This is a genomic window from Mesorhizobium sp. M0040 (assembly GCF_040323505.1).
Classification (GTDB): domain Bacteria; phylum Pseudomonadota; class Alphaproteobacteria; order Rhizobiales; family Rhizobiaceae; genus Mesorhizobium.
In genome coordinates this window covers 1-21,124 of sequence record NZ_JAMYVA010000040.1, presented here as the reverse complement: position 1 = coordinate 21,124, position 21,124 = coordinate 1, and the positions used below count along the sequence as shown (strand labels likewise).

Genomic DNA, 21,124 nt, shown 5'->3' with positions numbered 1-21,124 from the left:
AATCAGCCGGCCGTCTGCAGCGGGTCGCTGCCGATTTTGGACAAAAGGATCACCGCCTGAGTGCGGCTGTCGACGCCGAGCTTCTGCAGGATGGCCGAGACATGCGCTTTGATCGTTGCTTCGGAGACCCCGAGCTCATAGGCGATCTGCTTGTTGAGCAGTCCCTCAGCCAGCATGCCGAGCACGCGCGTCTGCTGTGGGGTCAGCGCCTGCAGCCGCTTGATCAGGTCGGAAATCTCGGGATCGCGCTCGACACCGAGATCGACCCCGGCGGGTGCCGCGATATCACCTGCGAGCACCGACTGCACCGCATTGCGGATCTCCTCCATGCTGGCCGATTTGGAGATGAAGCCGGAGGCGCCGAGATCGAGCGCGCGCCGGATCGTCACCGGATCGTCATGCGCCGAGACCACCATCATCGGCACCGCCGGATGGATGCCGCGCAGCGAAATCAGGCCGGAAAGACCGCTTGCCCCCGGCATCGAGAGATCGAGCAGCACCAGATCGACATCCTCATTGGCCAGGACCAGCGCCTTGGCGCTTTCGAAATCGCCGGCCTCATGAATGGCGGCAACGTCTCCGATGCCCGCGAGAGCCTCCCTCAATGCACCGCGAAAAAGCGGGTGATCATCGGCAATGACGAATGTGTAGCCCAACGGTGATATCCCTCCCCGAATCCCGTTGGCGATTTTCCGCCTTGCAGGATCTGAACGATCATAACACTACGCCTGCTGTTCGGGTGGGCGGCTTGCTATTCCCGCCCCAGGTCTTTTTGCGAATTGCCTAGGTCTTTTGCGAATTGGGCTTGGCGCTGTCTTCGTCCTTGTCCATGTCCTTGACGATGTCCATGAAGCTGCGCAGGAAGCGCTCCATGTAGCCCATCGTCTTGTTGAAATCCTCCTCGCTGGGCAAAGTCGATTCGAAACGCGCGGCAAGCGAATTTTCGAGCTTGGCGACGCGTTCGTCGAGCGCCTTCACCGAATTTTGCAGCCGGTCGACCTCATCTTGTAGGGCGGCACGTTCGTCGGCCGCCGTCTTGCAGACGAGTTGGCCGGAGCGTTCCTCGCAGAGCGACATGGCGCCGGTTTGCGTATCCATGCGGACATAGCCATTGGCCGATTTCTCCAACCGGTAGCGATCGGCTTCCTCGGAAAAGGCCGACGCCGCGACAAGCGACACCAGTGCTGCGGGGATCAAGACGTGTTTCAGACGCATGTTTTCCTCCATGAGCCAGTCAGCGCAATCTATCACAGTTTGCGCCTGAAATGGGGATGAACCTGAAATGGGGAAGAACACGGGCCTGCCCTTCCCCGCGTGGTCGGTTCGGACTATAGCGCAACGATGTCCGAGATCATCTACAAGATAGTTCCCGAGGCGCTGTGGCGCGAGGCTGAAAGAGAAGGCGGCTTCACCGGCGCGCCGATCGACGTCGCCGACGGCTTCATCCATTTTTCTACCGCCGGGCAGGTTCGGGAAACGGCGGCCAAACATTTCGCCGGCCAAAGCCGGTTGCTGCTGGTCGCCGTCGATAGCGCGCGCCTCGGCGATGCGCTGAAATATGAGGTCTCGCGCGGCGGCGCCCTGTTCCCGCATCTCTATGGCGGGCTCGGCCTCGATGCGGTCGTTTCGGTGCAGGCATTGCCGCTCGGCGCTGACGGCCGGCATGAATTCCCGGCGCTGGAGGCCGAATGAGCGCGTTCGACCGGATCGGCCAGAAACTGCTGTTCACGCTCGATCCGGAAACCGCGCATGGGCTGTCGATTGCCGCGCTGAGATGCGGGCTGCCGGTCGCCGGTCGTCCGCCGCAGGACAACAGGTTAAAGGTCAGCCGTTGCGGGCTCGATTTCCCGAACCCGCTCGGCATGGCCGCGGGTTACGACAAGAATGCCGAAGTGCCGGACGCGCTGCTCGGCCTCGGCTTCGGCTTCGCCGAGGTCGGCACGATCACGCCGCTGCCGCAGACGGGCAATCCGAAGCCGCGCATCTTCCGGCTGCCTTCGGACGGGGCAGTGATCAACCGGCTGGGCTTCAACAATGAAGGCCACGCCGCCGCAGAGAAGCGTCTTGCCGCCCGAAAAGGCCGCCCCGGCATCGTCGGCATCAACATCGGCGCCAACAAGGACAGCGCCGACCGCGTCAGTGATTATGAGCGCGGCGTGATCCGGTTCGCGCGATACGCCGGCTATCTGACAATCAATATCTCCTCGCCGAACACGCCGGGCCTGCGCAACATGCAGGCGCGCGAACAGCTTGGCGAGCTCCTGTCGCGGGTCATGGCCGCGCGTGCGGCGGCACCGGCAAAACCGCCCGTGTTCCTCAAGATCGCGCCGGATCTGGTCGAGGCCGAGCTTGAGGACATCGCTGCCGAGATCAGCGACAAGCAAATGGACGGCGTCATCGTCTCCAACACAACGATCGCGCGAGCCGGCCTGAGCAGCGCCGGCCTTGCCGGCGAGACCGGCGGGCTTTCGGGGAAACCCTTGTTCGAGCGCTCGACTATCGTGCTGGCAAGGATGCGAAAACTGCTTGGCCCGGATCCCACTATTATCGGCGTCGGCGGCGTCGATTCCGCCGAGACGGCGCTGGAAAAGATCCGTGCCGGCGCCGATCTCGTCCAGCTCTATACCGGCATGATCTATGCCGGGCCCGCGCTGCCGGGGCGCATTCTTTCCGGCATGGCCCGTTTCATGGACAATCAAGGGCTGAAGTCGCTGTGCGAGCTTCGCGACAGCCGCCTCGATCACTGGGCGGCGAAACCGCTTTAGCGTTCAGTTAAAGGCTGTGCGCACCCGCAGCCGCAATATGGCGAGCAGACTGAAGCCGCGTACCAGCAGGAAGACATGCAACGCCGCCCACAAGCCGTGATTACCGAAGGCCGGCGCCAGAATCAGCAGCGCGGCGCTGAACGCCAGGAACGACACCAGCATCATGTTGCGCATGTCGCGCGACCACGTCGCGCCAATGAAAACCCCGTCCATCTGGAAAGCCAGCGCGCCGCTGAGCGCGGTGAACGCCGCCCAGGGCAGGTAGATGTCGGCAATGGCGCGGACGTCCGTCGCGGTCGTGATCAGGGCGACGAGATCGGTGCCCTCCATCAGGAAGAAGAGCGTCGCCGCGCCCGCCAGCCCGAGCCCCCAAAGCAGCGTCAGCCGCACCGCCTGATCAAACGCCGTGGCGGCACGGGCGCCGATGGCGCGCCCGGCGAGCTGTTCGGCAGCGGTGGCGAAACCATCGAGGAAATAGCCGGCAACCAGGAAGAGGTTCATCAGCACGGCGTTGGCGGCCAGCGTCAGAGTGCCGAATTGTGCGCCCTGGCGCGTGAACAGCGCGAAGGCGGCGAGCAGCGAAAAGGAGCGGATCATGATATCGCGATTGAGCGACATCATGCGCAGGAATGCCGGCAGATCGAGGACGCGGTGGCGCGGCAGCCTGGGCGCCGCCCAAAAGCGCCGGCCGACAATGGCGAGACCAAGCAGCATGGCGACGAATTCGCCGGTGACCGTTGCCCAGGCAACGCCGGCAACGCCCCAGCCGAGCTCCAGGCCAAGCAGGAAGCAGAGGGCGATGTTGATGCCGTTCAGTATCAACTGCAGCATCAGCCCGAGCCCGCCCTCGCCGCGCCCAAGCACGTAACCGAGGATGGCGTAATTGATCAGCGAGAACGGTGCTGCGAGCATCCTGATGCGGATATAGACATCCATCGCCGCGCTGACGCGCGGTTCGGCGCCTATGAACCATTGCCCGGCGGTGGAGACCAGCGGCGCAAGCGCGGCAAGCACGACGCCGGCGACGACCGCGATCAGCACGGCGCGCCAGAACACCGCCTGCTCCTCCAGCGCATCGCCGCGCCCGAAGGCCTGGGCGACGAGGCCGGTGGTGCCGAAGCGCAGGAAATTGAAGGTGGTGAAGACGACATCGAAGATCAGGGCGCCGGCCGCCAGGCCGCCGAGAAGGGCGGCGTCGCCGAACTGCCCAACCACCGCCGTGTCGACAATTCCGAGCAACGGCGTCGTCAGATAGGCAAGCGTCATCGGCACGGCGATGGCGAGCACCGAGCGGTTGGTGACGACAAAGGCCCTGGCTTCGGTGGCGTGGGCTTCGGTGGGTAAAGCCTGCTCCAAACGCGTGTTGCTTCCCGTTGCGGCTTGATCGGCCAGCCGATGTGCCCCAGTTTGCGGACCTCGCGCAACCATCCACCCCGTTATGGTCAACCGAAACCCGCCTCTGGCGCACCGCCCGTCCCATGCCCTTGCAGATCGTTCATCATCCCGACTATGACGCCGGCTTCGCCGTCAACCACCGCTTCCCGATGAGCAAATATCCGCTGCTGATGGATGCCTTGCGGGCACGCGGCCTGGCGCAGCCCGAAGCGCTCAACATGCCGGAGGCGGCGCGGCCATCATGGCTGAAGCTTGCCCACGCGGCAGACTATGTCGACCAGGTGCTTGCCTGCGAAGTGCGGTGAGAATCGAGCGCGAGATCGGTTTCCCTATTGGACAGCGGGTTTCGCTGAGGGCGCAGCTCGCAACGGCCGGCACGGTGCTGGCAGCGCGGCTGGCGTTGCCGAACGGCATCGCCTGCAACACCGCCGGCGGCAGCCATCATGCACGGCCCGCGCAAGGCGCCGGCTTCTGCACCTTCAACGACGTAGCCGTTGCCGCGCTGGTGCTGCTCGCCGAAGCTGCTGTCCAAAACATCCTGGTCGTCGACCTCGACGTGCATCAGGGCGACGGCACGGCGGATATCCTGAACGACGAGCCGCGCGTGTTTACCTTCTCCATGCATGGCGACCGCAACTACCCCGCGCGCAAGATCGCCTCCGATCTCGATGTCGCCCTGCCCGACGGCGCCGGCGATGCAGCCTATCTGGAGCGGCTGGACGCCATCCTGCCGGAGTTGTCGGCGCGAAGGCGCTGGGACCTCGTCTTCTACAATGCCGGCGTCGATGTCCATGTCGAGGACCGGCTCGGCAGGTTGTCGCTCACGGATGACGGGCTGCGCGCCCGCGACGATATGGTGATCCGCCATTTCCGCACGCTTGGCATACCGGTATGTGGCGTTATCGGCGGCGGCTATTCGACGGATGTCGCAGCACTTGCTGCACGGCACGGCATCCTGTTCGAGGTGGCGGCGGGCTACACCTGAAAATTCACTTCCGGTAGTTGGCGATCCTGAGCAGGATGAAGGCCGGCACGACGATCGCGGCACCGAGCAGGATGTAGCCGAGAAAGCGGTCGATGGCGTGGAAGCCCAAATTCCACAGGTCGATGAAGAATTTGCGAATGCCATAAAGCACATCCATCGGCGACCAGCCGAAGGCATTCATGACCAGCCCGACGAGGAACGACACCACAAGCAGCTTCAGGATCACCCGGAGCGGCGTATCGCCGAGAAAGCGGTTCAGTGCGGACAAGCCTGTCTCCACAGTCGGGTGCCGCGATTCGGGCACATGCCTAGAAATACGCAGTTGATAGCCCTGCATCAAGCCGAGCCCTCAAACCGGATTGCGCATCGGCGCCGGGCCATGATATCGGAGGAACCAGCGCGGGTATGATGTAATGGTAGCTTGTCAGCTTCCCAAGCTGAACGCGCGGGTTCGATTCCCGCTACCCGCTCCAGCTTTTGCCCCCGGTGCATTGCACTTGTTCTGGCCAAGCTGAAAACCAGCGGATTTATAGGCAGTTTTACGGCCCGGGCTGGCCGTCTTTCATCTGTTTGGCCGATGTGCCAGTTCGTGGAATATCTCACATTGAGGGTCGGCGGGGCCTCGAATGACCCCAACCGGAAAGTCTACCCTTGGTCCGCTGGCTTCTGCTGGCGGGCCTTTTTTGAGCATCAGGCAGTAGTGGCCGACGTGCATCGGCGCCGCTGCTGGCGGGCCTGTCTGGTCGTCTGGCCGGCCACGGGATGCGCCCGCTACCCGCTCCAACCCTCAGCCCACCTCTCGCAAAATAAAATCGTGCAGCATCTTGGCTGCCGGTGACAGCGCGCGGTTCTTCACCGTGATCAGGCTGTAGGGCCTGACCTCGATGTCGAATTCAGTCTGGACGACATCGATAGCGCCGGCCAGGCCTTCGGGGTTCTGGATGAACTTCGCGACCTGGATCGACACCGGTGCGATGGCGTCGGATTGCGCGACCATGACCAGAGTCAATAGCAGCGAGCTGGTGTTGAGGATGCGGTCCGGCAGCGCGATGTTTCGGTTCAGGAAGTTACTCTCCATCGCCTGGCGCAGCGGCGAGCCGCCCGACTGGAAAACCCAGTCATAGGCGGCGGTGTCTTCCAGTCGCACCGCCTTGCCCTTGGTCAGCGGGTGGCCGCGGCGCACGATCAGGCAGGCTTTCTCGACGCCGATGACGCGCGCTTCGAACAGCCGCGGATTGAGGTCGTCGGGGATGCGGGCGATGATGAAATCGTGGCGCGAGGCGATCAGCTCGCGCGCCAGGACGTTCGAGGTCTCGACCTGCATGGTGATTTCGATGCGCGGATAAAGGCGCCGGATCTCGCGGATCGCCGGCACCGCCAGCTCGATCGCCGGTGCTGTCACCGCGCCCAGGAACACCGAGCCGCCTTTGCCCGCCTTGAGCTCGAAAATCTCGCGGTCGACCTCGCGCATCTCGAGCAGGATCGATCGCGCGCGCCGTGCCAACGCCTTGCCATAGGGTGTCAGCGTGATGCCGCGCGGCAGCCTTTCGCAGAGCTTGACGTCGAGCACGGCCTCCATCTCGGCGATCATGCGCGAGGCCGCCGGCTGCGAGATGTTCATGACCTGGGCCGCGGCACTCACCCGGCCGTGCTCGTCGAGGGCTGCGATCATGCGCATGTGACGCAGGCTCAAGCCGCTGCGCAGCAAGGTTCCGCCATCACCCGGGATTTCATCGTAACTGGCTGATATTCCGTCAGGATTTCGCAGCGCCGCCATGATTCTTCCCTACTCTTACGCCCGGCGCCCTGGCTGGATCCGGCAGCGTCATCACTAGCCTAAGCCATATCAGTCTCGATATAGCAACCATCAAAGATCGCATTTGACAGTTATGGCAAAGCGACACACCCTTCGCGCGTCCTGAGGCTTGACGGTCGGTGACGAGGGAAAACTCGTATCGATTGAAACCAGAGTTTCGGGGCCGATTGGGAGGATACCGGAGATCGATTGACGGCAGCGGCGCGTTTGGCGCTCCTGCACGATTGCGCGGCCCACGAAACCCAAGGGTACGCGTCCATCAACCAGGGAGAGTTAATGTGAAGATTATCAAGACACTGGCCGCCGTCGCGGCCCTAGGCATCGCGGCCATGACGCTGCCGGCGCAGGCTGGCGAAGGCCTGATCGGCGTGCTGATGCCCACCAAGACCTCGCAGCGCTGGATCAACGACGGCGATGCCGTCAAGTCCCAGCTCGAGGCTCTGGGCTACACTGTCGACCTGCAGTACGCGCAGGACGACATTCCGAACCAGCTCAGCCAGCTGGAAAACGAAATCACCAAGGGCCCGAAGGCGCTGATCATCGCTTCGATCGACGGCACCACGATGGGCGATGCGTTGCAGAAGGCGAATGACGCCGGCGTTGTCGTCGTCGCTTACGACCGCCTGATCAAGAAAACGCCAAATGTCGACTACTACACCACCTTCGACAATTTCGGCGTCGGCGTCATCCAGGCCAAATCGCTGCTCAAGGGTCTCGGTTATCCCGAGAAGAAGGGCCCGTTCAACATCGAGCTGTTCGGCGGTTCGCCGGACGACAACAATGCGTTCTTCTTCTATAACGGCGCCATGTCGGTTCTTCAGCCGCTGATCGACGACAAGACCCTCGTTGTGAAGTCCGGCCAGATGGGCATGGACAAGGTCGGCACGCTGCGCTGGCTGGCGGCAACCGCCCAGGCCCGCATGGACAATCTGCTCTCCGCCAACTACTCGGATGGCAGCCGCGTCGATGGCGTGCTCTCGCCCTATGACGGCCTGTCGCGCGGCATCATCGCTTCGCTGCGCGCCGTAGGCTACGGCACCGCGGATCAGCCATGGCCGATCGTCACCGGACAGGACGCCGAGACCGCTTCGGTCAAGGCGATCATCGCCGGCGAACAGTATTCGACCGTGTTCAAGGACACCCGCGAACTCGCCAAGGCGACGGTCGAACTCGTCGACAAGGTGCTCTCGGGCGGCAAGCCGGAAGGCCTCGACACCACGACCTACAACAACGACGTCAAGGTCGTTCCCTCGATCCTGTTGACGCCGCATGACGTCGACAAGTCGAACTACCAGGCCCTGGTGGTCGACTCCGGCTACATCAAGGCCGAAGAACTGAAGTAATCGCGGTTACAAAGCCTGGGGTCCTGCGCAGGCAGGGCCCCTTTTCGTTGGCGAGCCAGCCCGGTATTGTTTGCGGACCTCGCAGGAGTGGTATTCTCAATGGCATCGACGATTTTGGAGATGCGCGACATCACCAAGACGTTTCCCGGCGTCAAGGCGCTGTCGAACGTCAAGCTCATGGTCGAGGAAGGCGAGATCCATGCCGTGGTCGGCGAGAACGGCGCCGGCAAGTCGACGCTGATGAAGGTGCTGTCGGGTGTATATCCGTCCGGCACCTATGACGGCCAGATCATCTATCGCGGCGATGAGTGCCATTTCAAAGGCATCCATGACAGCGAGCGCAAGGGCATCGTCATCATCCACCAGGAGCTTGCGCTGGTGCCGATGCTGTCGATCGCCGAAAACATCTTTCTCGGCAACGAGCACGCCAGATACGGCGTCATCGACTGGAATGCCAATGAGGCGCGCACCAGCGCCCTGCTCAAGAAGGTCGGCCTCAAGGAAGACCCCAACACGCTGATCACCAATATCGGCGTCGGCAAGCAGCAGCTGGTCGAGATCGCCAAGGCGCTCAGCAAGGAAGTGAAGCTGCTCATTCTCGACGAGCCGACGGCGAGCCTGTCCGAAAAGGACAGCCAGGCGCTGCTCGATCTGCTGCTCGAATTCAAGCGGCAGGGCATCACTTCGATCCTGATCTCGCACAAGCTCAACGAGGTGAACCGGGTCGCCGACAAGGTAACCATCATCCGCGACGGGCGGACCATCGAGACGCTGGCCAAGAAGGACATCTCGGAGGACCGCATCATCACCTCGATGGTCGGCCGCTCGCTCGACGACCGCTATCCGCCGCGCGAGCCGAAGATCGGCGAGACCGTGCTCGAAGTGAAGAACTGGTCGGTCTACCACCCCCTCCATGCCGAGCGGCAGGTCATCAAGGGCATCAGCCTCAACGCTCGGAAGGGCGAGGTGGTCGGCATTGCCGGGCTGATGGGCGCCGGCCGGACCGAGTTTGCCATGAGCCTGTTCGGCCGGTCCTATGGCCGCCGCATCACCGGCGAGGTGTTCCTTGACGGCAAGCCGATCGATGTCTCCTCGGTGAGCAAGGCGGTGGAACACGGCATCGCCTACGTTACCGAGGACCGCAAGACCTACGGGCTCAACCTGATCGATCATATCAAGCACAACATCACACTCGCCAACCTGCCCGGCGTGTCGCGCCACGGCGTGATCGACGATTTGCGCGAGCTTTCGGTCGCCAACGATTATCGCGGCAGGACCAATATCCGCGCCTCGAGCGTCTACCAGATGACCGGCAACCTTTCTGGCGGCAATCAGCAGAAGGTGGTGCTATCGAAATGGCTGTTCGCCAATCCGGAAGTGCTGATCCTCGACGAGCCGACACGCGGTATCGACGTCGGCGCCAAGTATGAAATCTATACGATCATCGCGCGTCTCGCCTCCGAGGGTAAGGCAATCATCGTCATCTCGTCGGAAATGCCCGAACTGCTCGGCATCACCGACCGCATCTACGTCATGAACGAAGGACGCATCGTCGGCGAAATGGCGGCAAGCGACGCCAGCCAGGAAAAGATAATGCGCGCCATCGTCCGCGGAGAAGGAAAAGCATCATGAGCACCGAAAGCGCTCCCGGGCCGCAGACCGGCGTTGCCCAGGATCTACAACAGGGACCTCGCATTGCCGTCTCGGCGCTGGTCACCAACCTGCGCGAATACGGGTTGGTGCTGGCGTTGATCGCAATCATGGTGTTCTTCCAGTTCACCACGTCCGGAACGCTGTTCAAGCCGGTGAACCTCAGCAATCTCGTGCAGCAGAACAGCTTCATCATCGTGATGGCGCTGGGCATGCTTCTGGTGATCGTTTCGGGTCACATCGATCTCAGCGTCGGCTCCGTCGCCGGCTTCATCGGCGCACTGGCGGCGATGATGATGGTCATCTGGCCGCTTGGCCCATTGAGCAATCCGCTGGTGGTGTCGATCATCTGCCTGATCGTCGGTGGTGCGATCGGCGCGGCACAAGGCTACTGGATTGCCTATCACCGAATACCGAGCTTTATCGTCACGCTGGCGGGCATGCTGATCTTCCGCGGCATCTGCCAGGCGCTGCTGGGTGGCGGGTCTTCCGTAGGGCCGCTTCCCGTCGGCTTCAAGGCGCTCAGTTCCGGCTTCATTCCGGACCTGATCGGCCCATTGACCCTGATACCGCCAACCGTGAACGCCGCCGGCAAAACCATTGTCGGCAGCGGCCTGACGCTGCACCTGACGACGATCGTGATCGGCCTCGTCGCCGTGCTCGCCTATGCCTATTTCGGGCTCAGGGCACGGCGCACCCGCGAGAAGCATGGCTACGAAGCCGAGCCCTTCTCGCTGTTCGTCGTCAAGACGCTGGTGATCAGCGCGCTGGCGCTGTTTCTCGTCTACCAATTCGCCACCTATAGGGGCCTCCCCATCGTTCTCATGGTGATGGGCGTGCTGATCGCGTTGTTCGTCTTCGTTACCAAACGCATGACGATCGGCCGTCGCATCTATGCGATGGGCGGCAATGCCAAGGCAGCCCAGCTATCGGGCATCAAGACCGAACGGCTGACGTTGATGGTGTTCATCAATATGGGCGTGCTGTCGGCACTCGGCGGCCTGATTATCGCAGCGCGCCTGGGGCAGGCTGTGCCGGCGGCCGGCCTCGGCAGCGAGCTCGACGTCATCGCCGCGGTGTTCATCGGTGGCGCTTCGGCGATGGGCGGCGTCGGCCAGGTGATCGGCGCGGTGGTCGGCGGCTTCATCATGGGCGTCATGAACAACGGCATGTCGATCATGGGCGTCAATGTCGATTGGCAGCAGGTGGTCAAAGGCCTGGTGCTGCTCGGCGCCGTCGTCTTCGACGTCTACAACAAGAACAAGGCTTGAGAGGCAACCAGGAGGCATACGGGTCACATTGCAAGCTGCCGGGCGGCGCAAAGAAGTCCCCCGAGGGACCTGATCCGCGAGCGCAATCCGGACGAAGAATTTCAACCGAGGCGCGGACAGGGTCCGGGCCGCGCAGGGTAGGGTTTGCCGAGAAAGGGCAGGCCAGCCCACAATTCAGAGAGGGTTACCATGCTGATCTCACAAATCCTCGACGACGCCGAGACGATCCGCGTCGTTGCCCGCAACGGCGGCAAGACCCGCGTCATCAACGGCGCCCGCAGCGTCTATTCGCTGGCGATGGAAGCCGCGCGTACCGGCAGCGGGCTTGTCGCCCTGATCGAGCGCAAGGGCTTCGGCGAAACCGTCGATCTCGACGCAGCCTACAAGAAGGGCCGCCTGCTGTCGCCGATCAACCATCCCGATCCGGCGCATCTCCATCTCACCGGCACCGGGCTGACGCATCTCGGCTCCGCCGCGACCCGCGATTCCATGCACAAGAAGCTCAGCACGGACGGCGAGGAACAGCTGACCGATTCCATGAAGATGTTCCGCATGGGGCTTGAGGGCGGCAAGCCGGCGAAGGGCCAGATCGGCGTGCAGCCGGAATGGTTCTACAAGGGCAACGGCACCATGGCGGTGGCGCCCGGTGCGGCGCTTATGTCGCCGGCCTTCGCCCAGGATGCCGGCGAGGAGCCGGAAATCGCCGGGATCTATGTGATCGGCGACGACGGCGCCCCGTTCCGCGTCGGCTTCACCCTGTCGAACGAGTTTTCCGACCACGTCACCGAGCGTGTGAACTATCTCTTCCTCGCCCATTCCAAGCTGCGCAACGCTTCGTTCGGCCCGGAGATCCTGATCGGCGACCTGCCGTCCGATATCCGCGGCGCTTCACGCATCCTGCGCGACGGCAAGCTACTTTGGGAAAAGCCGTTCCTGTCGGGCGAGGCGAACATGTCGCACACCATTGGCAATCTCGAGCATCACCACTTCAAATACTCGGCCTTCCGCCAGCCGGGCGACGTGCATGTGCACATGTTCGGCACGGCGACGCTGTCCTTCGCCGACGGCATCAGGACCGAGGCCGGCGACGTATTCGAAATCGAGGCGCAGGATTTCGGCCTGCCTTTGCGCAACCCGCTTGAAATCGAGCAGCCGGTGAAGGTGGCGGTGAAGGCGCTTTGAGCCGGGCGTAGCCCGCAAGTGAGAGGAAGCTCAGCGCGCAGCGCGGAAATGCTTGGACAGTTTCAGGCCCTGCGCCTGATAGTTCGAGCCTAGATCTGTGCCGTAGAGCGCCCGCGGCCGTTTCAGCATGTGCTCGTAGACCAACCGTCCGACGATCTGGCCGTGGTCGAGGATGAACGGCACTTCATGGCTGCGCACCTCGAGCACCGCCCGGCTGCCGGTGCCGCCCGACGCCGAATGGCCGAAACCCGGGTCGAAGAAACCGGCATAATGGACGCGGAACTCGCCGACCAGCGGGTCGAAAGGCGTCATTTCGGCCGCGTAGAGCGGCGGCACATGCACCGCCTCGCGCGACACCAGAATATAGAATTCGTCCGGATCGAGCACCAGCTCGCCGGCACCGCTCTTGTAGAGCGGCTCCCAGAAATCGACGACATCCTGCGCGGCGCGCTTGTCGACGTCGACCAGGCCGGTGTGGTGCTTGCCGCGATAGCCGACCAGCCCGTCCTTGTCGCCGTCGAGATCGATCGACAGCGCGATGCCGCCGCCTGAGATGTTGGGCGGTTCGGTGGCGACCAGCATCTCGGCGCGGTGCAGGTCGTGCAGCTCGCTTTCCGACAAGAGCGCATTGCCGGTGCGGAACCTGATCTGCGACAGCCGCGAGCCGGTCCGCACGACGATCGGGAAAGTGCGCGGGCTGACCTCCAGATAGAGCGGGCCTTCATAGCCGGCGGCGATCTTGTCGAACTCGTGGCCACGGTCGGTCATTACCCGGGTGAAGATATCGAGCCGTCCGGTCGAGCTTTTCGGGTTGGCGGAGGCGGAAATATGGGCGGGCAGCGCCAGGCTTTCGAGCAGCGGCACGATGTAGACGCAGCCGGTTTCCAGCACGGCACCTTCGGCGAGGTTGATCTCGTGCAGCTTCAGCCGGTCGAGCTTATCGACAACCCTGTGGTCCGGGCCGGGCAAGAAGGAAGCGCGCACCCGCCAGGCCTTGTCGCCGAGCCTGAGGTCAAGGCTGGCCGGCTGGATCTGATCGGCATCGAGCGTGCGCGGCGATTTCAGCGCGCCCGTCTGGAACAGCGCGGAAATATCCTGATCGGGAAGAATGCCTGTCTGCCGCAAGGGTCTGGCTCCGTTCGAACGCCGGGCGAGGTCTTGTTCTGTCGCAGGTCCGACCGTGGACGCCTTTGGCACCTGCTTGGTACAACCCTCTTAATCATGCCGGCAATTGACGCAAGCGTGGCGCGGGTCTAAAGCTCGTTATCCCGTGGTGATTTGGCCGGTCGGCTTGCAGCCACGTTAAACAAGTCGCTAAAGGACCGTCGGGCCGCAAGGCCATATGGACCGGTTGCGACTTTCGCGACCGGTTTTTTGTTGTTTGGACCAATTTTGGTGTTTGGATAGAATGATGACCAAGAAGCGCGACTGGAAGCCTCAGACCGCACTCGTGCATGCCGGAACGCTGCGTTCCGGCTTCGGCGAGACCTCCGAGGCGATGTATCTCACCCAAGGCTATGTCTACGAGACGGCGCAAGCGGCGGAAGCGCGCTTCAAGGGCGAGGAGCCGGGCTTCATCTATTCGCGCTATGCCAATCCGACGGTCGACATGTTTGAGAAACGCATGTGCGCGCTGGAAGGAGCCGAGGACGCGCGCGCCACGGCATCCGGCATGGCGGCGGTGACGGCAGCACTGCTGTGCAGCGCCAAGGCGGGCGACCATATCGTGGCGGCGCGCGCGCTGTTCGGCTCCTGCCGCTGGGTGGTCGAGACGCTGGCGCCGAAATACGGCATTGAGGCAACGCTGGTCGACGGCACCGACATCGCCAATTGGGAAAAGGCGGTCAAGCCCAACACCAAACTGTTTTTCCTGGAAAGCCCGACCAATCCGACGCTGGAGGTAGTCGACATTGCCGCCGTCGCGGCACTTGCCAATTCGATCGGCGCCAGGTTGATCGTCGACAATGTCTTCGCCACGCCCTTGCAGCAGAAACCCCTGCAGCTCGGCGCCCACATCGTCGTCTATTCGGCCACGAAGCATATTGACGGCCAGGGGCGCTGTCTTGGCGGCATCGTTCTGTCGGACAAGAAATGGATCGACGAGAACCTGCATGACTATTTCCGCCACACCGGCCCAAGCCTCTCGCCCTTCAATGCCTGGACGCTGCTGAAAGGCCTGGAGACGCTGCCGCTGCGCGTACGCCAGCAGACGGAAAGTGCCGGCCGCATCGCGGATTTCCTCGCCGAGCGCCCGCAAATCGCCCGCGTCATCTATCCCGGCCGCGCCGACCACCCGCAAGCGGCCGTGGTCCAGAAGCAGATGTCGGGCGGCTCGACGCTGATTTGCCTCGATGTGAAGGGCGGCAAGCAGGCGGCCTTTGCCTTCCAGAACGCACTCGACGTCGTGCTGATTTCCAACAATCTCGGCGACGCCAAGAGCCTGATCACCCATCCGGCGACGACGACGCACAAGAACTTGACCGATGAGGCCCGCGCCGAGCTCGGCATCGGACCGGGAACGCTCAGACTGTCAGTTGGCCTTGAGGACGCCGACGACCTGCTCGAAGACATCGAGCAGGCACTGAGAGTTGCCGGATAAGGGCTGGCCGAATAGAGGCGAGCGGGGACGCGCCGATCAGGCGCCGGACGGGGTCTCTTCCAGCTCCGCGACGGCCTTGGTCTGGATAGTCATCACATTGCCGCGCCAGTCGACGGCGCCGCTCAGCCATCCGCGCGCCCAAATGGCGGGAAGCATCAGGTCTCGCGCCATCATCGCCAGGATGGTGCGCAGCGACAGGTGCCATCCCTTGGCCGAGGCCAAGGCGCATTCCGGCAGGTAGGCCGCGACCAGCACGGCGATGGCGGTTGCCGGCAGGCGGCCGCCGGCGTCAGCCGCCGCGATCAGCGCAAGCACCAGCGGCGGCGCTGCGCCGATCAGGATCTCGGGGGCGAAGAACAGCGCGAAGGTGACGCGGCGCAGCCGCGCCCAGCGCGCCTGCCGCGACCAGATCTCGCCAAACGTGCGCCGGCCGAGCGGCTGTTCGAAGGGCGAGGCGACAAGATTGACCCGCAGTCCGAACCCGTTGACCAGCTTGGTCGCGGCGGCGTCTTCGGCGATCTCGGCAGCAAGCGCGCAGATGCCGCCATTGGCGTCGAGCATCGGCTTATTCCACAACATGCTCTTGCCCTGCGCGAAGCCGAGGCCGAGCGCCTCTCCGGCGTACTGCCAGCGTGCCTGCAGCGTGTTGAGAAAGGCGCATTCGACCTCCCCCCAGAAGCCGTCCGGCCGCGAGCCGATCGGCGTCGAGCAGACGAGGCCGGTGTCGTGCCGCCACGCCGCCATCAGGTGCTGGACGTAGTCGCTCGCCATAAGCACGTTGGAATCGGCAAGGATGACCCAGCTATAATGCGCCGCTTCCCAACCCTTCACGCAATTGTTGAGTTTTGGATTGCCGCTGATGCGGTCGTCACCGACTAGAAGGCGGGCGCGAATAGCTGGAAAGCGCGCCATTGCGGCGGTGATCGGCTTGACCACCGGGTCGTCGGCATGGGCAACGCAGAAGATGAGTTCGTAGCGCGGCCAGTCGAGTGAGAAGGCGCGCTCCAGCGTCTCTTCGGCAAACGGCTCGACGCCGCGCGCCGGGATGACGATCGATACCGGCGGCGCGTTGGCCGCGGGCGGTGCGATCCTGGCTGGTCGCTTCAGCTTCAGCGAAGCTAACAGGATGCTGGCGAGATTTGAAAGAAGGAGGGCTATGGAAAGGAGGGCGGCTGCGAATGTCGGTTCCATCGAGATCTGGTCACTCCAGAAGTGCCGGCCGCATGATGGCCGTTTTCAACAATTCGACAGAACGCTGAGTCGCCCGGCACAAGCCTGCACACCATCATTGTCATGTGTCACTCAAATGACATTGTTTTTCGGCACCTGCGCTCGAGTCGGGCAAGGAGATGACGCGCATCGTTGATCAAACTGCGCTGAGCGTCGAAAGTTCCATCTACATTGCTTTGGAGCAGTTTATGTACAGCGCCGTCACCCGCAACATCGAAGTGCAGGTCAGGCCGTTCTATCTGGAGGATCACTCCGACCCGTCGCAAAACCGCTATGTCTGGGGATATCAGGTGACCATCGACAATCAGTCGGATGAGTTCGTGCAGCTTCTGTCGCGCTACTGGCACATTACCGACGGCACCGGCAAGGTCGAGGAAGTGCGCGGCCCCGGGGTCGTCGGCGAGCAACCCGGACTCAACCCCGGCGACAGCTATCAGTATACGTCTGGATGCCCGCTCTCGACGCCGTCCGGCATCATGGTCGGGCACTACACCATGCGCAACAAGCGGGGCGAGACGTTCGACGTCGCCATCCCCGCCTTCTCGCTCGACTTGCCGGGAATGCGGCGCACCGTCAATTGACGGCCGTCATCCGGCCGCTGCAAACTCCGCCGGGTCGAAGTCATATTGCTTCGAGCAGAATTCGCAGGCGACGTGAATGCTGCCATCCTCGGTGCTGTCCCTGATCTCCTCGGCGGAAAAGCCTTCGAGGATGCCGTGGATCTTCTCCCTCGAGCATGAGCACTGGTCGGCGACCGGCACCCCGCCGAACACGCGGACGCCATGCTCGTGGAAAAGCCGGTAAAGCAGCCGTTCGGCGCCGATCGTCGGATCGATCAGCTCGGTCGGTTCAATAGTACCAACCAGCGCCAGCAGCTCCTGCCAGGAATTGTCGGTCGGGTCGTGGATTTCCTCACGCGGATCGCCGTCGCCACCGGGAAGGTCGGGTACGCGCATGCGCTCCGCCGACTGCGGCAGGAATTGTGCCAGCAGGCCACCGGCCCGCCATTGCTCGCGGGCACCGCCGACGCCGGGCGTCAGAAGCTTGGCAACCGAAAGCCGGAGGTCGGTCGGAATCTGCTCCGACTGGCGGAAATAAGTGCGTGCGGCATCTTCCAGTGTGACGCCGTCGAGCTGGACGATGCCCTGGTAGCGTTGTGTGTGAGCGCCCTGGTCGATGGTCAGCGCCAGGACGCCGCTGCCGAGCAGCGTCTGCGGTGACGTCTCGCCGGCAGAAGTCAAAGCCTGCAGCCGGTCGGCATCGAAGCGGGCATAAGCGCGCAGCGCTTGCGGCGTGGAGAAATCCGCGACCAGCATGTCGACCGGCCCGTCGGTGCGGGTCTGCAGAATGAACTTGCCCTCGAACTTCAGCGAAGTTCCGAGCAATACCGTCAACACACAGGCTTCAGCCAGGAGCCGGGCGACCGGCTCGGGATAGTCGTGGCGGCTGAGAATAGCATCGAGCATCGGCCCGAGCTGGACGGTGCGACCGCGCACGTCGAGCGGGCCGACCTCGAACGGCACGACATGGTCGTCGCCGGCGTAGCCGAATTCGCCGAGCTTGGGTTTATGTTCAGCCAATTGATGAGTTTCCAACATGACAAAGCTCCGGGGCGCGGCGATGCCGCCCTCCGGGGCGCATGCGACGAGACGCGCTCGATTTGCGTGATGCGCCTGAGATAGGCACCACCAACTCCCGGATCAAGGCGGCCCAGATCAAGGCGGCGCAGATCAGGCCGGCCCGGATCACCGCGGCTCGTATCAAGCGCCCAGGCACCAGGCCAGGACCGCCTTCTGGGCATGGAGCCGGTTCTCGGCCTCATCGAACACCACCGAATGCGGTCCGTCGATGACCTCGTCGGTAACCTCCTCACCGCGATGCGCCGGTAGACAGTGCATGAACAGCGCGTCCGGCTTGGCTTTCGCCATCAGTGCCGCATTGACCTGATAGGGCAGGAAGACATTGTGGCCGCGGGCTCGGTGCTCCTGGCCCATCGACACCCAGCAGTCGGTGACGATGCAGTCGGCCTCGTGAACGGCCTCCTCGGGCGAACGGGTGAATTTCAGCTTGCCGCCATTGGCTTTCGACCAGTCGACATGCTTCTGGGCCGGTTCGCTGCCCTCGGGCACGGCGACGTTCAGCTTGAAATGGAACCGCGCAGATGCCTCCAGCAGCGAATGCAGCACGTTGTTGCCGTCGCCGGTCCAGGCGATCGTCTTGCCGGCCACCGGACCGCGGTGCTCTTCGAAGGTCATGATGTCGGCCATCAGCTGACAGGGATGGGTCTCGTCGGTCAGCCCGTTGATGACGGGGACCGTAGCGTTTTCCGTCAGTTCCAGCAGCCGGTCATGCGAGGTGGTGCGGATCATGATGGCATCGACATAGCGCGACAGCACCTTGGCCGTGTCGGCAATGGTCTCCGAACGGCCAAGCTGCATCTCGGTGCCGGTCAGCATGATCGTCTCGCCACCCAACTGCCGCATACCGACGTCGAACGACACGCGCGTGCGCGTCGACGGCTTGTCGAAGATCATCGCCAGCACCTTGCCTTCGAGCGGCTTGCTGCGTTCGCCGGCCTTGAGCCTTGCCTTTCGCACCGCTGCGTCGTCGAGCATGAAGCGCAGATCGCCTTCGGAAACGGCGGAAAGATCGGTGAAATGGCGAAGGGACATCAGAAATTCCAGGATTACTTCGCAGCGGCAGCGACGATGGCATCTGCCAGGCTCTTGGCGCCGGCACGAATGCGCTCGAGCGCTTCGTGGATCTCGGCGTCGGTGACGGTGAGAGGCGGTAGCAGGCGGATAACGTTGTCGCCTGCCGGAACCGTCAAGAGATGCTGGTCACGCAGTGCCACCGTGACCTTGGTATTGGGCATCGCGCATTTAAGCCCGAGCATCAGGCCGTTACCCCTGATGCTTTCGATAACATCCGGAAATTCGTCGGCGACGCCAGCGAGCCCCTGCTTCAACAGCAGTGCCTTGCGCCGGACGTCTTCGAGAAAGCCGTCTTCCAGCACCACGTCGAGCACGGCGTTGCCGACCGCCATTGCCAGCGGATTGCCGCCGAAGGTGGTGCCGTGCACGCCGGCGGTCATGCCGACCGCTGCCTCGTCGGTGGCGAGGCAGGCACCCATCGGGAAGCCGCCGCCGATGCCTTTGGCCACCGCCATGAGGTCGGGTGTGACACCCGCCCACTCATGCGCGAACAGCTTTCCGGTGCGGCCGACGCCGCATTGGACCTCGTCGAAAATCAGGAGCAGTCCGTGCTGATCGCAGAGCTGCCTGAGCCGCTTCAGCGATTGCGTCGGCACTTGCCTGATGCCGCCCTCGCCTTGCACCGGCTCGATCAGGATCGCCGCGGTTTCAGGCGTGATCGCCTTCTCGGCGGCATCCATATCGTCGAAACCGACCTGGTCGAAGCCGTCGACCTTGGGGCCGAAACCTTCCAGATACTTGTACTGGCCGCCGGCGGCGATGGTCGCCAGGGTGCGGCCGTGGAAGGCGCCTTCGAAGGTGATTGTGCGGTAACGCTCGGGATGGCCCTTGACGAAGTGGTAGCGCCGCGCCGTCTTGATGGCGCATTCGAGCGCCTCTGCGCCGGAATTGGTGAAGAACACCTTGTCGGCGAAGCTTGCGTCGGCCAGCCGCTCGCCGAGCCGGCTCTGTCCCGGAATCTCGTACAGATTGGAGACGTGCCAGAGCTTGGCGGCCTGCTCGGTGAGGGCCGCGACCAGATGCGGATGGCTGTAGCCCAACGAATTCACGGCGATGCCGCCGGCGAAATCGAGATATCGCTCGCCCTTGTCGGTGACCAGCCAGGTGCCTTCACCGTGGTCGAAAGCCAGGGGTGCGCGAACAAAGGTCTCGAAAAGCGCCGAACCGCTCATTATATGCGTCTCCGGAACCGGAAAAATCAAAAAGCCGCCAAAGCGGCGGCCCTTGTGGCTTATCGTGTTTTTCGGCCGTGAAGTCAACGAAAAGGTCGCGCAAGGTCGCGCGGCAAGTCCCCCAGCATAACGCCGGCTCATAAGCGACCGGGCAAGTTGGGGAAAACCGAAAAAACCGATTCGTGTTGGCCTTGGGACTCTTGTCACCGAGTCAGCGCATAAGGTAATTGTAGTAGAGAAATAACTAGATTTCGTGCGGCGGACCTAATCACCCGATATATGTGGTGTCTGCCCGGCAGAAGCCGGGTCGGGAATGGATTCCGATTGCCGCACGTTTCAGCAGGAGCGCGGTCTCATGAACTGGACTGACGAGCGAGTCGAACTTCTCAGAAAATTGTGGTCGGAGGGCCTCAGCGCCAGCCAGATCGCCGCACAGCTTGGCGGGGTCAGCCGCAATGCGGTCATCGGCAAAGTGCACCGGCTGAAACTGTCCGGTCGCGGACGCACGACCGCCTCACCGGCACGCCAGAAGAAGACGGTGCAGGGATCGACGATCCAGAAATCGGTGTCCCGGGCAGCAAGCGCCACGCGCCATGCCACCACCTCGATGTCGATCGGTGCGACCGCGCTCAAGGCGCAGTTCGATGCCGAACCGGTGGCGCGCCACTATATCCGCCCGGTCGAGAACGTCGTCGTGCCGATCTCGCGGCATCTGCAACTTGTCGAACTCAACGAGCGCACTTGCAAATGGCCGAACGGCGATCCGCTTTCGGAAGACTTCCATTTCTGCGGCAACGACGCAGCCGAAACCGGCCCCTACTGCAAGTACCACGCCCGCGTGGCGTTCCAGCCGGCATCGGAGCGGCGGCGGAGCAGATAGTTAGGGGAATAGGGGAGCAAGGCTACGGCAGTAGGTGAATTGTAGAGAAGCACGCTCCCGAAGCGATAGCCTACTGCCCTACTGCCCTACTGCCCTACTGCCCTACTGCCCTACTGCCCTAC

19 protein-coding genes, 1 tRNA gene, 1 pseudogene and 1 riboswitch are annotated in these 21,124 nt (G+C 63.1%); of the genes and pseudogenes, 11 read left to right on the top strand and 10 right to left on the bottom strand.

Going from position 1 to position 21,124, the window contains the following annotated elements; all coding sequences use genetic code 11:
* Positions 1-2: 2 nt before the first annotated feature.
* Both NKJ91_RS25470 and NKJ91_RS25465 read right to left on the bottom strand, forming a co-directional pair.
* On the bottom strand, positions 3-665 hold the full coding sequence (locus NKJ91_RS25470; RefSeq protein WP_473556440.1) for a response regulator: 663 nt from the start codon (positions 663-665) through the stop codon (positions 3-5).
* Between the two features lie 118 nt (positions 666-783).
* Positions 784-1,215 carry a hypothetical protein gene (locus NKJ91_RS25465; protein ID WP_352448652.1) on the bottom strand — a complete coding sequence of 144 codons (432 nt, stop codon included), beginning with the start codon at positions 1,213-1,215 and terminating at the stop codon, positions 784-786.
* Positions 1,216-1,341: 126 nt separating this feature from the next.
* Between NKJ91_RS25465 and NKJ91_RS25460 the strand changes: the two genes are divergently transcribed.
* Both NKJ91_RS25460 and NKJ91_RS25455 read left to right on the top strand, forming a co-directional pair.
* The gene (locus NKJ91_RS25460; RefSeq protein ID WP_023677366.1) at positions 1,342-1,692 is read left to right on the top strand and encodes a DUF952 domain-containing protein; all 351 of its coding nucleotides are present in this window, start codon (positions 1,342-1,344) and stop codon (positions 1,690-1,692) included.
* Positions 1,689-2,765, top strand: coding sequence for a quinone-dependent dihydroorotate dehydrogenase (locus tag NKJ91_RS25455; RefSeq protein WP_352457735.1), 1,077 nt, complete (start codon positions 1,689-1,691; stop codon positions 2,763-2,765). The genes NKJ91_RS25460 and NKJ91_RS25455 overlap by 4 nt, the downstream gene beginning before the upstream one ends.
* A gap of 3 nt (positions 2,766-2,768) precedes the next feature.
* On the opposite strand, the gene NKJ91_RS25450 is transcribed toward NKJ91_RS25455, so the two are convergent.
* Positions 2,769-4,193 carry an MATE family efflux transporter gene (locus tag NKJ91_RS25450; RefSeq protein ID WP_352457753.1) on the bottom strand — a complete coding sequence of 475 codons (1,425 nt, stop codon included), beginning with the start codon at positions 4,191-4,193 and terminating at the stop codon, positions 2,769-2,771.
* Between the two features lie 50 nt (positions 4,194-4,243).
* On the opposite strand from NKJ91_RS25450, the pseudogene NKJ91_RS25445 reads away from it, so the two are divergent.
* A pseudogene (locus NKJ91_RS25445) lies at positions 4,244-5,145 on the top strand (histone deacetylase family protein).
* Positions 5,146-5,149: 4 nt separating this feature from the next.
* On the opposite strand, the gene NKJ91_RS25440 reads toward NKJ91_RS25445, so the two are convergent.
* Positions 5,150-5,413, bottom strand: coding sequence for a DUF6460 domain-containing protein (locus NKJ91_RS25440; protein WP_023677362.1), 264 nt, complete (start codon positions 5,411-5,413; stop codon positions 5,150-5,152).
* A 131-nt stretch (positions 5,414-5,544) separates the two neighbouring features.
* On the opposite strand from NKJ91_RS25440, the gene NKJ91_RS25435 reads away from it, so the two are divergent.
* A tRNA-Gly gene (locus NKJ91_RS25435) sits at positions 5,545-5,618 on the top strand.
* A 314-nt stretch (positions 5,619-5,932) separates the two neighbouring features.
* Here NKJ91_RS25435 and NKJ91_RS25430 read toward each other — a convergent pair.
* On the bottom strand, positions 5,933-6,922 hold the full coding sequence (locus NKJ91_RS25430) for a LysR family transcriptional regulator (RefSeq protein WP_352448650.1): 990 nt from the start codon (positions 6,920-6,922) through the stop codon (positions 5,933-5,935).
* Positions 6,923-7,239: 317 nt separating this feature from the next.
* Here NKJ91_RS25430 and chvE point away from each other — a divergent pair, with 317 nt between their 5' ends.
* The 4 genes from chvE (at position 7,240) to araD1 (ending at position 12,407) form a co-directional block, all read left to right on the top strand.
* Positions 7,240-8,304: a multiple monosaccharide ABC transporter substrate-binding protein gene (chvE, locus tag NKJ91_RS25425; protein ID WP_254816339.1), complete on the top strand. Its 1,065-nt coding sequence runs from the start codon at positions 7,240-7,242 to the stop codon at positions 8,302-8,304.
* 99 nt (positions 8,305-8,403) lie between these two features.
* Entirely contained in the window at positions 8,404-9,936 is a 1,533-nt protein-coding gene (mmsA, locus tag NKJ91_RS25420) for a multiple monosaccharide ABC transporter ATP-binding protein (protein ID WP_352457734.1), read from the top strand.
* Positions 9,933-11,225 carry a multiple monosaccharide ABC transporter permease gene (gene mmsB, locus NKJ91_RS25415; protein WP_292659525.1) on the top strand — a complete coding sequence of 431 codons (1,293 nt, stop codon included), beginning with the start codon at positions 9,933-9,935 and terminating at the stop codon, positions 11,223-11,225. Before mmsA ends, mmsB begins: the two co-directional genes overlap by 4 nt.
* Before the next feature lie 189 nt (positions 11,226-11,414).
* A complete protein-coding gene (gene araD1 / locus NKJ91_RS25410; RefSeq protein ID WP_352457733.1) occupies positions 11,415-12,407 on the top strand; it encodes an AraD1 family protein in 993 nt (330 codons plus the stop codon).
* 30 nt (positions 12,408-12,437) lie between these two features.
* On the opposite strand, the gene NKJ91_RS25405 is transcribed toward araD1, so the two are convergent.
* Entirely contained in the window at positions 12,438-13,532 is a 1,095-nt protein-coding gene (locus tag NKJ91_RS25405) for a 2'-deoxycytidine 5'-triphosphate deaminase (protein ID WP_352457732.1), read from the bottom strand.
* Between the two features lie 135 nt (positions 13,533-13,667).
* A riboswitch (SAM riboswitch) is annotated at positions 13,668-13,745 on the top strand.
* A gap of 70 nt (positions 13,746-13,815) precedes the next feature.
* On the opposite strand from NKJ91_RS25405, the gene NKJ91_RS25400 reads away from it, so the two are divergent.
* Positions 13,816-15,006 (top strand): O-succinylhomoserine sulfhydrylase, encoded by a 1,191-nt coding sequence (locus NKJ91_RS25400; RefSeq protein WP_352457731.1) that lies wholly within the window; start codon positions 13,816-13,818, stop codon positions 15,004-15,006.
* 36 nt (positions 15,007-15,042) lie between these two features.
* On the opposite strand, the gene NKJ91_RS25395 is transcribed toward NKJ91_RS25400, so the two are convergent.
* Positions 15,043-16,197, bottom strand: coding sequence for a glycosyltransferase (locus NKJ91_RS25395; protein WP_352457730.1), 1,155 nt, complete (start codon positions 16,195-16,197; stop codon positions 15,043-15,045).
* Between the two features lie 227 nt (positions 16,198-16,424).
* On the opposite strand from NKJ91_RS25395, the gene apaG reads away from it, so the two are divergent.
* Complete coding sequence (gene apaG / locus NKJ91_RS25390) at positions 16,425-16,817, top strand: Co2+/Mg2+ efflux facilitator ApaG/CorD (protein WP_352457752.1); 393 nt, start codon at positions 16,425-16,427, stop codon at positions 16,815-16,817.
* 6 nt (positions 16,818-16,823) lie between these two features.
* Here apaG and NKJ91_RS25385 read toward each other — a convergent pair whose 3' ends face one another.
* The 3 genes from NKJ91_RS25385 to NKJ91_RS25375 all read right to left on the bottom strand — a co-directional run bounded on the left by NKJ91_RS25385 (position 16,824) and on the right by NKJ91_RS25375 (position 20,122).
* The gene (locus tag NKJ91_RS25385; RefSeq protein WP_352457729.1) at positions 16,824-17,834 is read right to left on the bottom strand and encodes an Hsp33 family molecular chaperone; all 1,011 of its coding nucleotides are present in this window, start codon (positions 17,832-17,834) and stop codon (positions 16,824-16,826) included.
* Between the two features lie 162 nt (positions 17,835-17,996).
* A complete protein-coding gene (gene argF / locus NKJ91_RS25380; RefSeq protein ID WP_254816329.1) occupies positions 17,997-18,908 on the bottom strand; it encodes an ornithine carbamoyltransferase in 912 nt (303 codons plus the stop codon).
* A gap of 14 nt (positions 18,909-18,922) precedes the next feature.
* On the bottom strand, positions 18,923-20,122 hold the full coding sequence (locus NKJ91_RS25375; RefSeq protein ID WP_352457728.1) for an aspartate aminotransferase family protein: 1,200 nt from the start codon (positions 20,120-20,122) through the stop codon (positions 18,923-18,925).
* Between the two features lie 355 nt (positions 20,123-20,477).
* On the opposite strand from NKJ91_RS25375, the gene NKJ91_RS25370 reads away from it, so the two are divergent.
* Entirely contained in the window at positions 20,478-21,002 is a 525-nt protein-coding gene (locus NKJ91_RS25370; protein WP_023677348.1) for a GcrA family cell cycle regulator, read from the top strand.
* Positions 21,003-21,124: the final 122 nt, after the last annotated feature.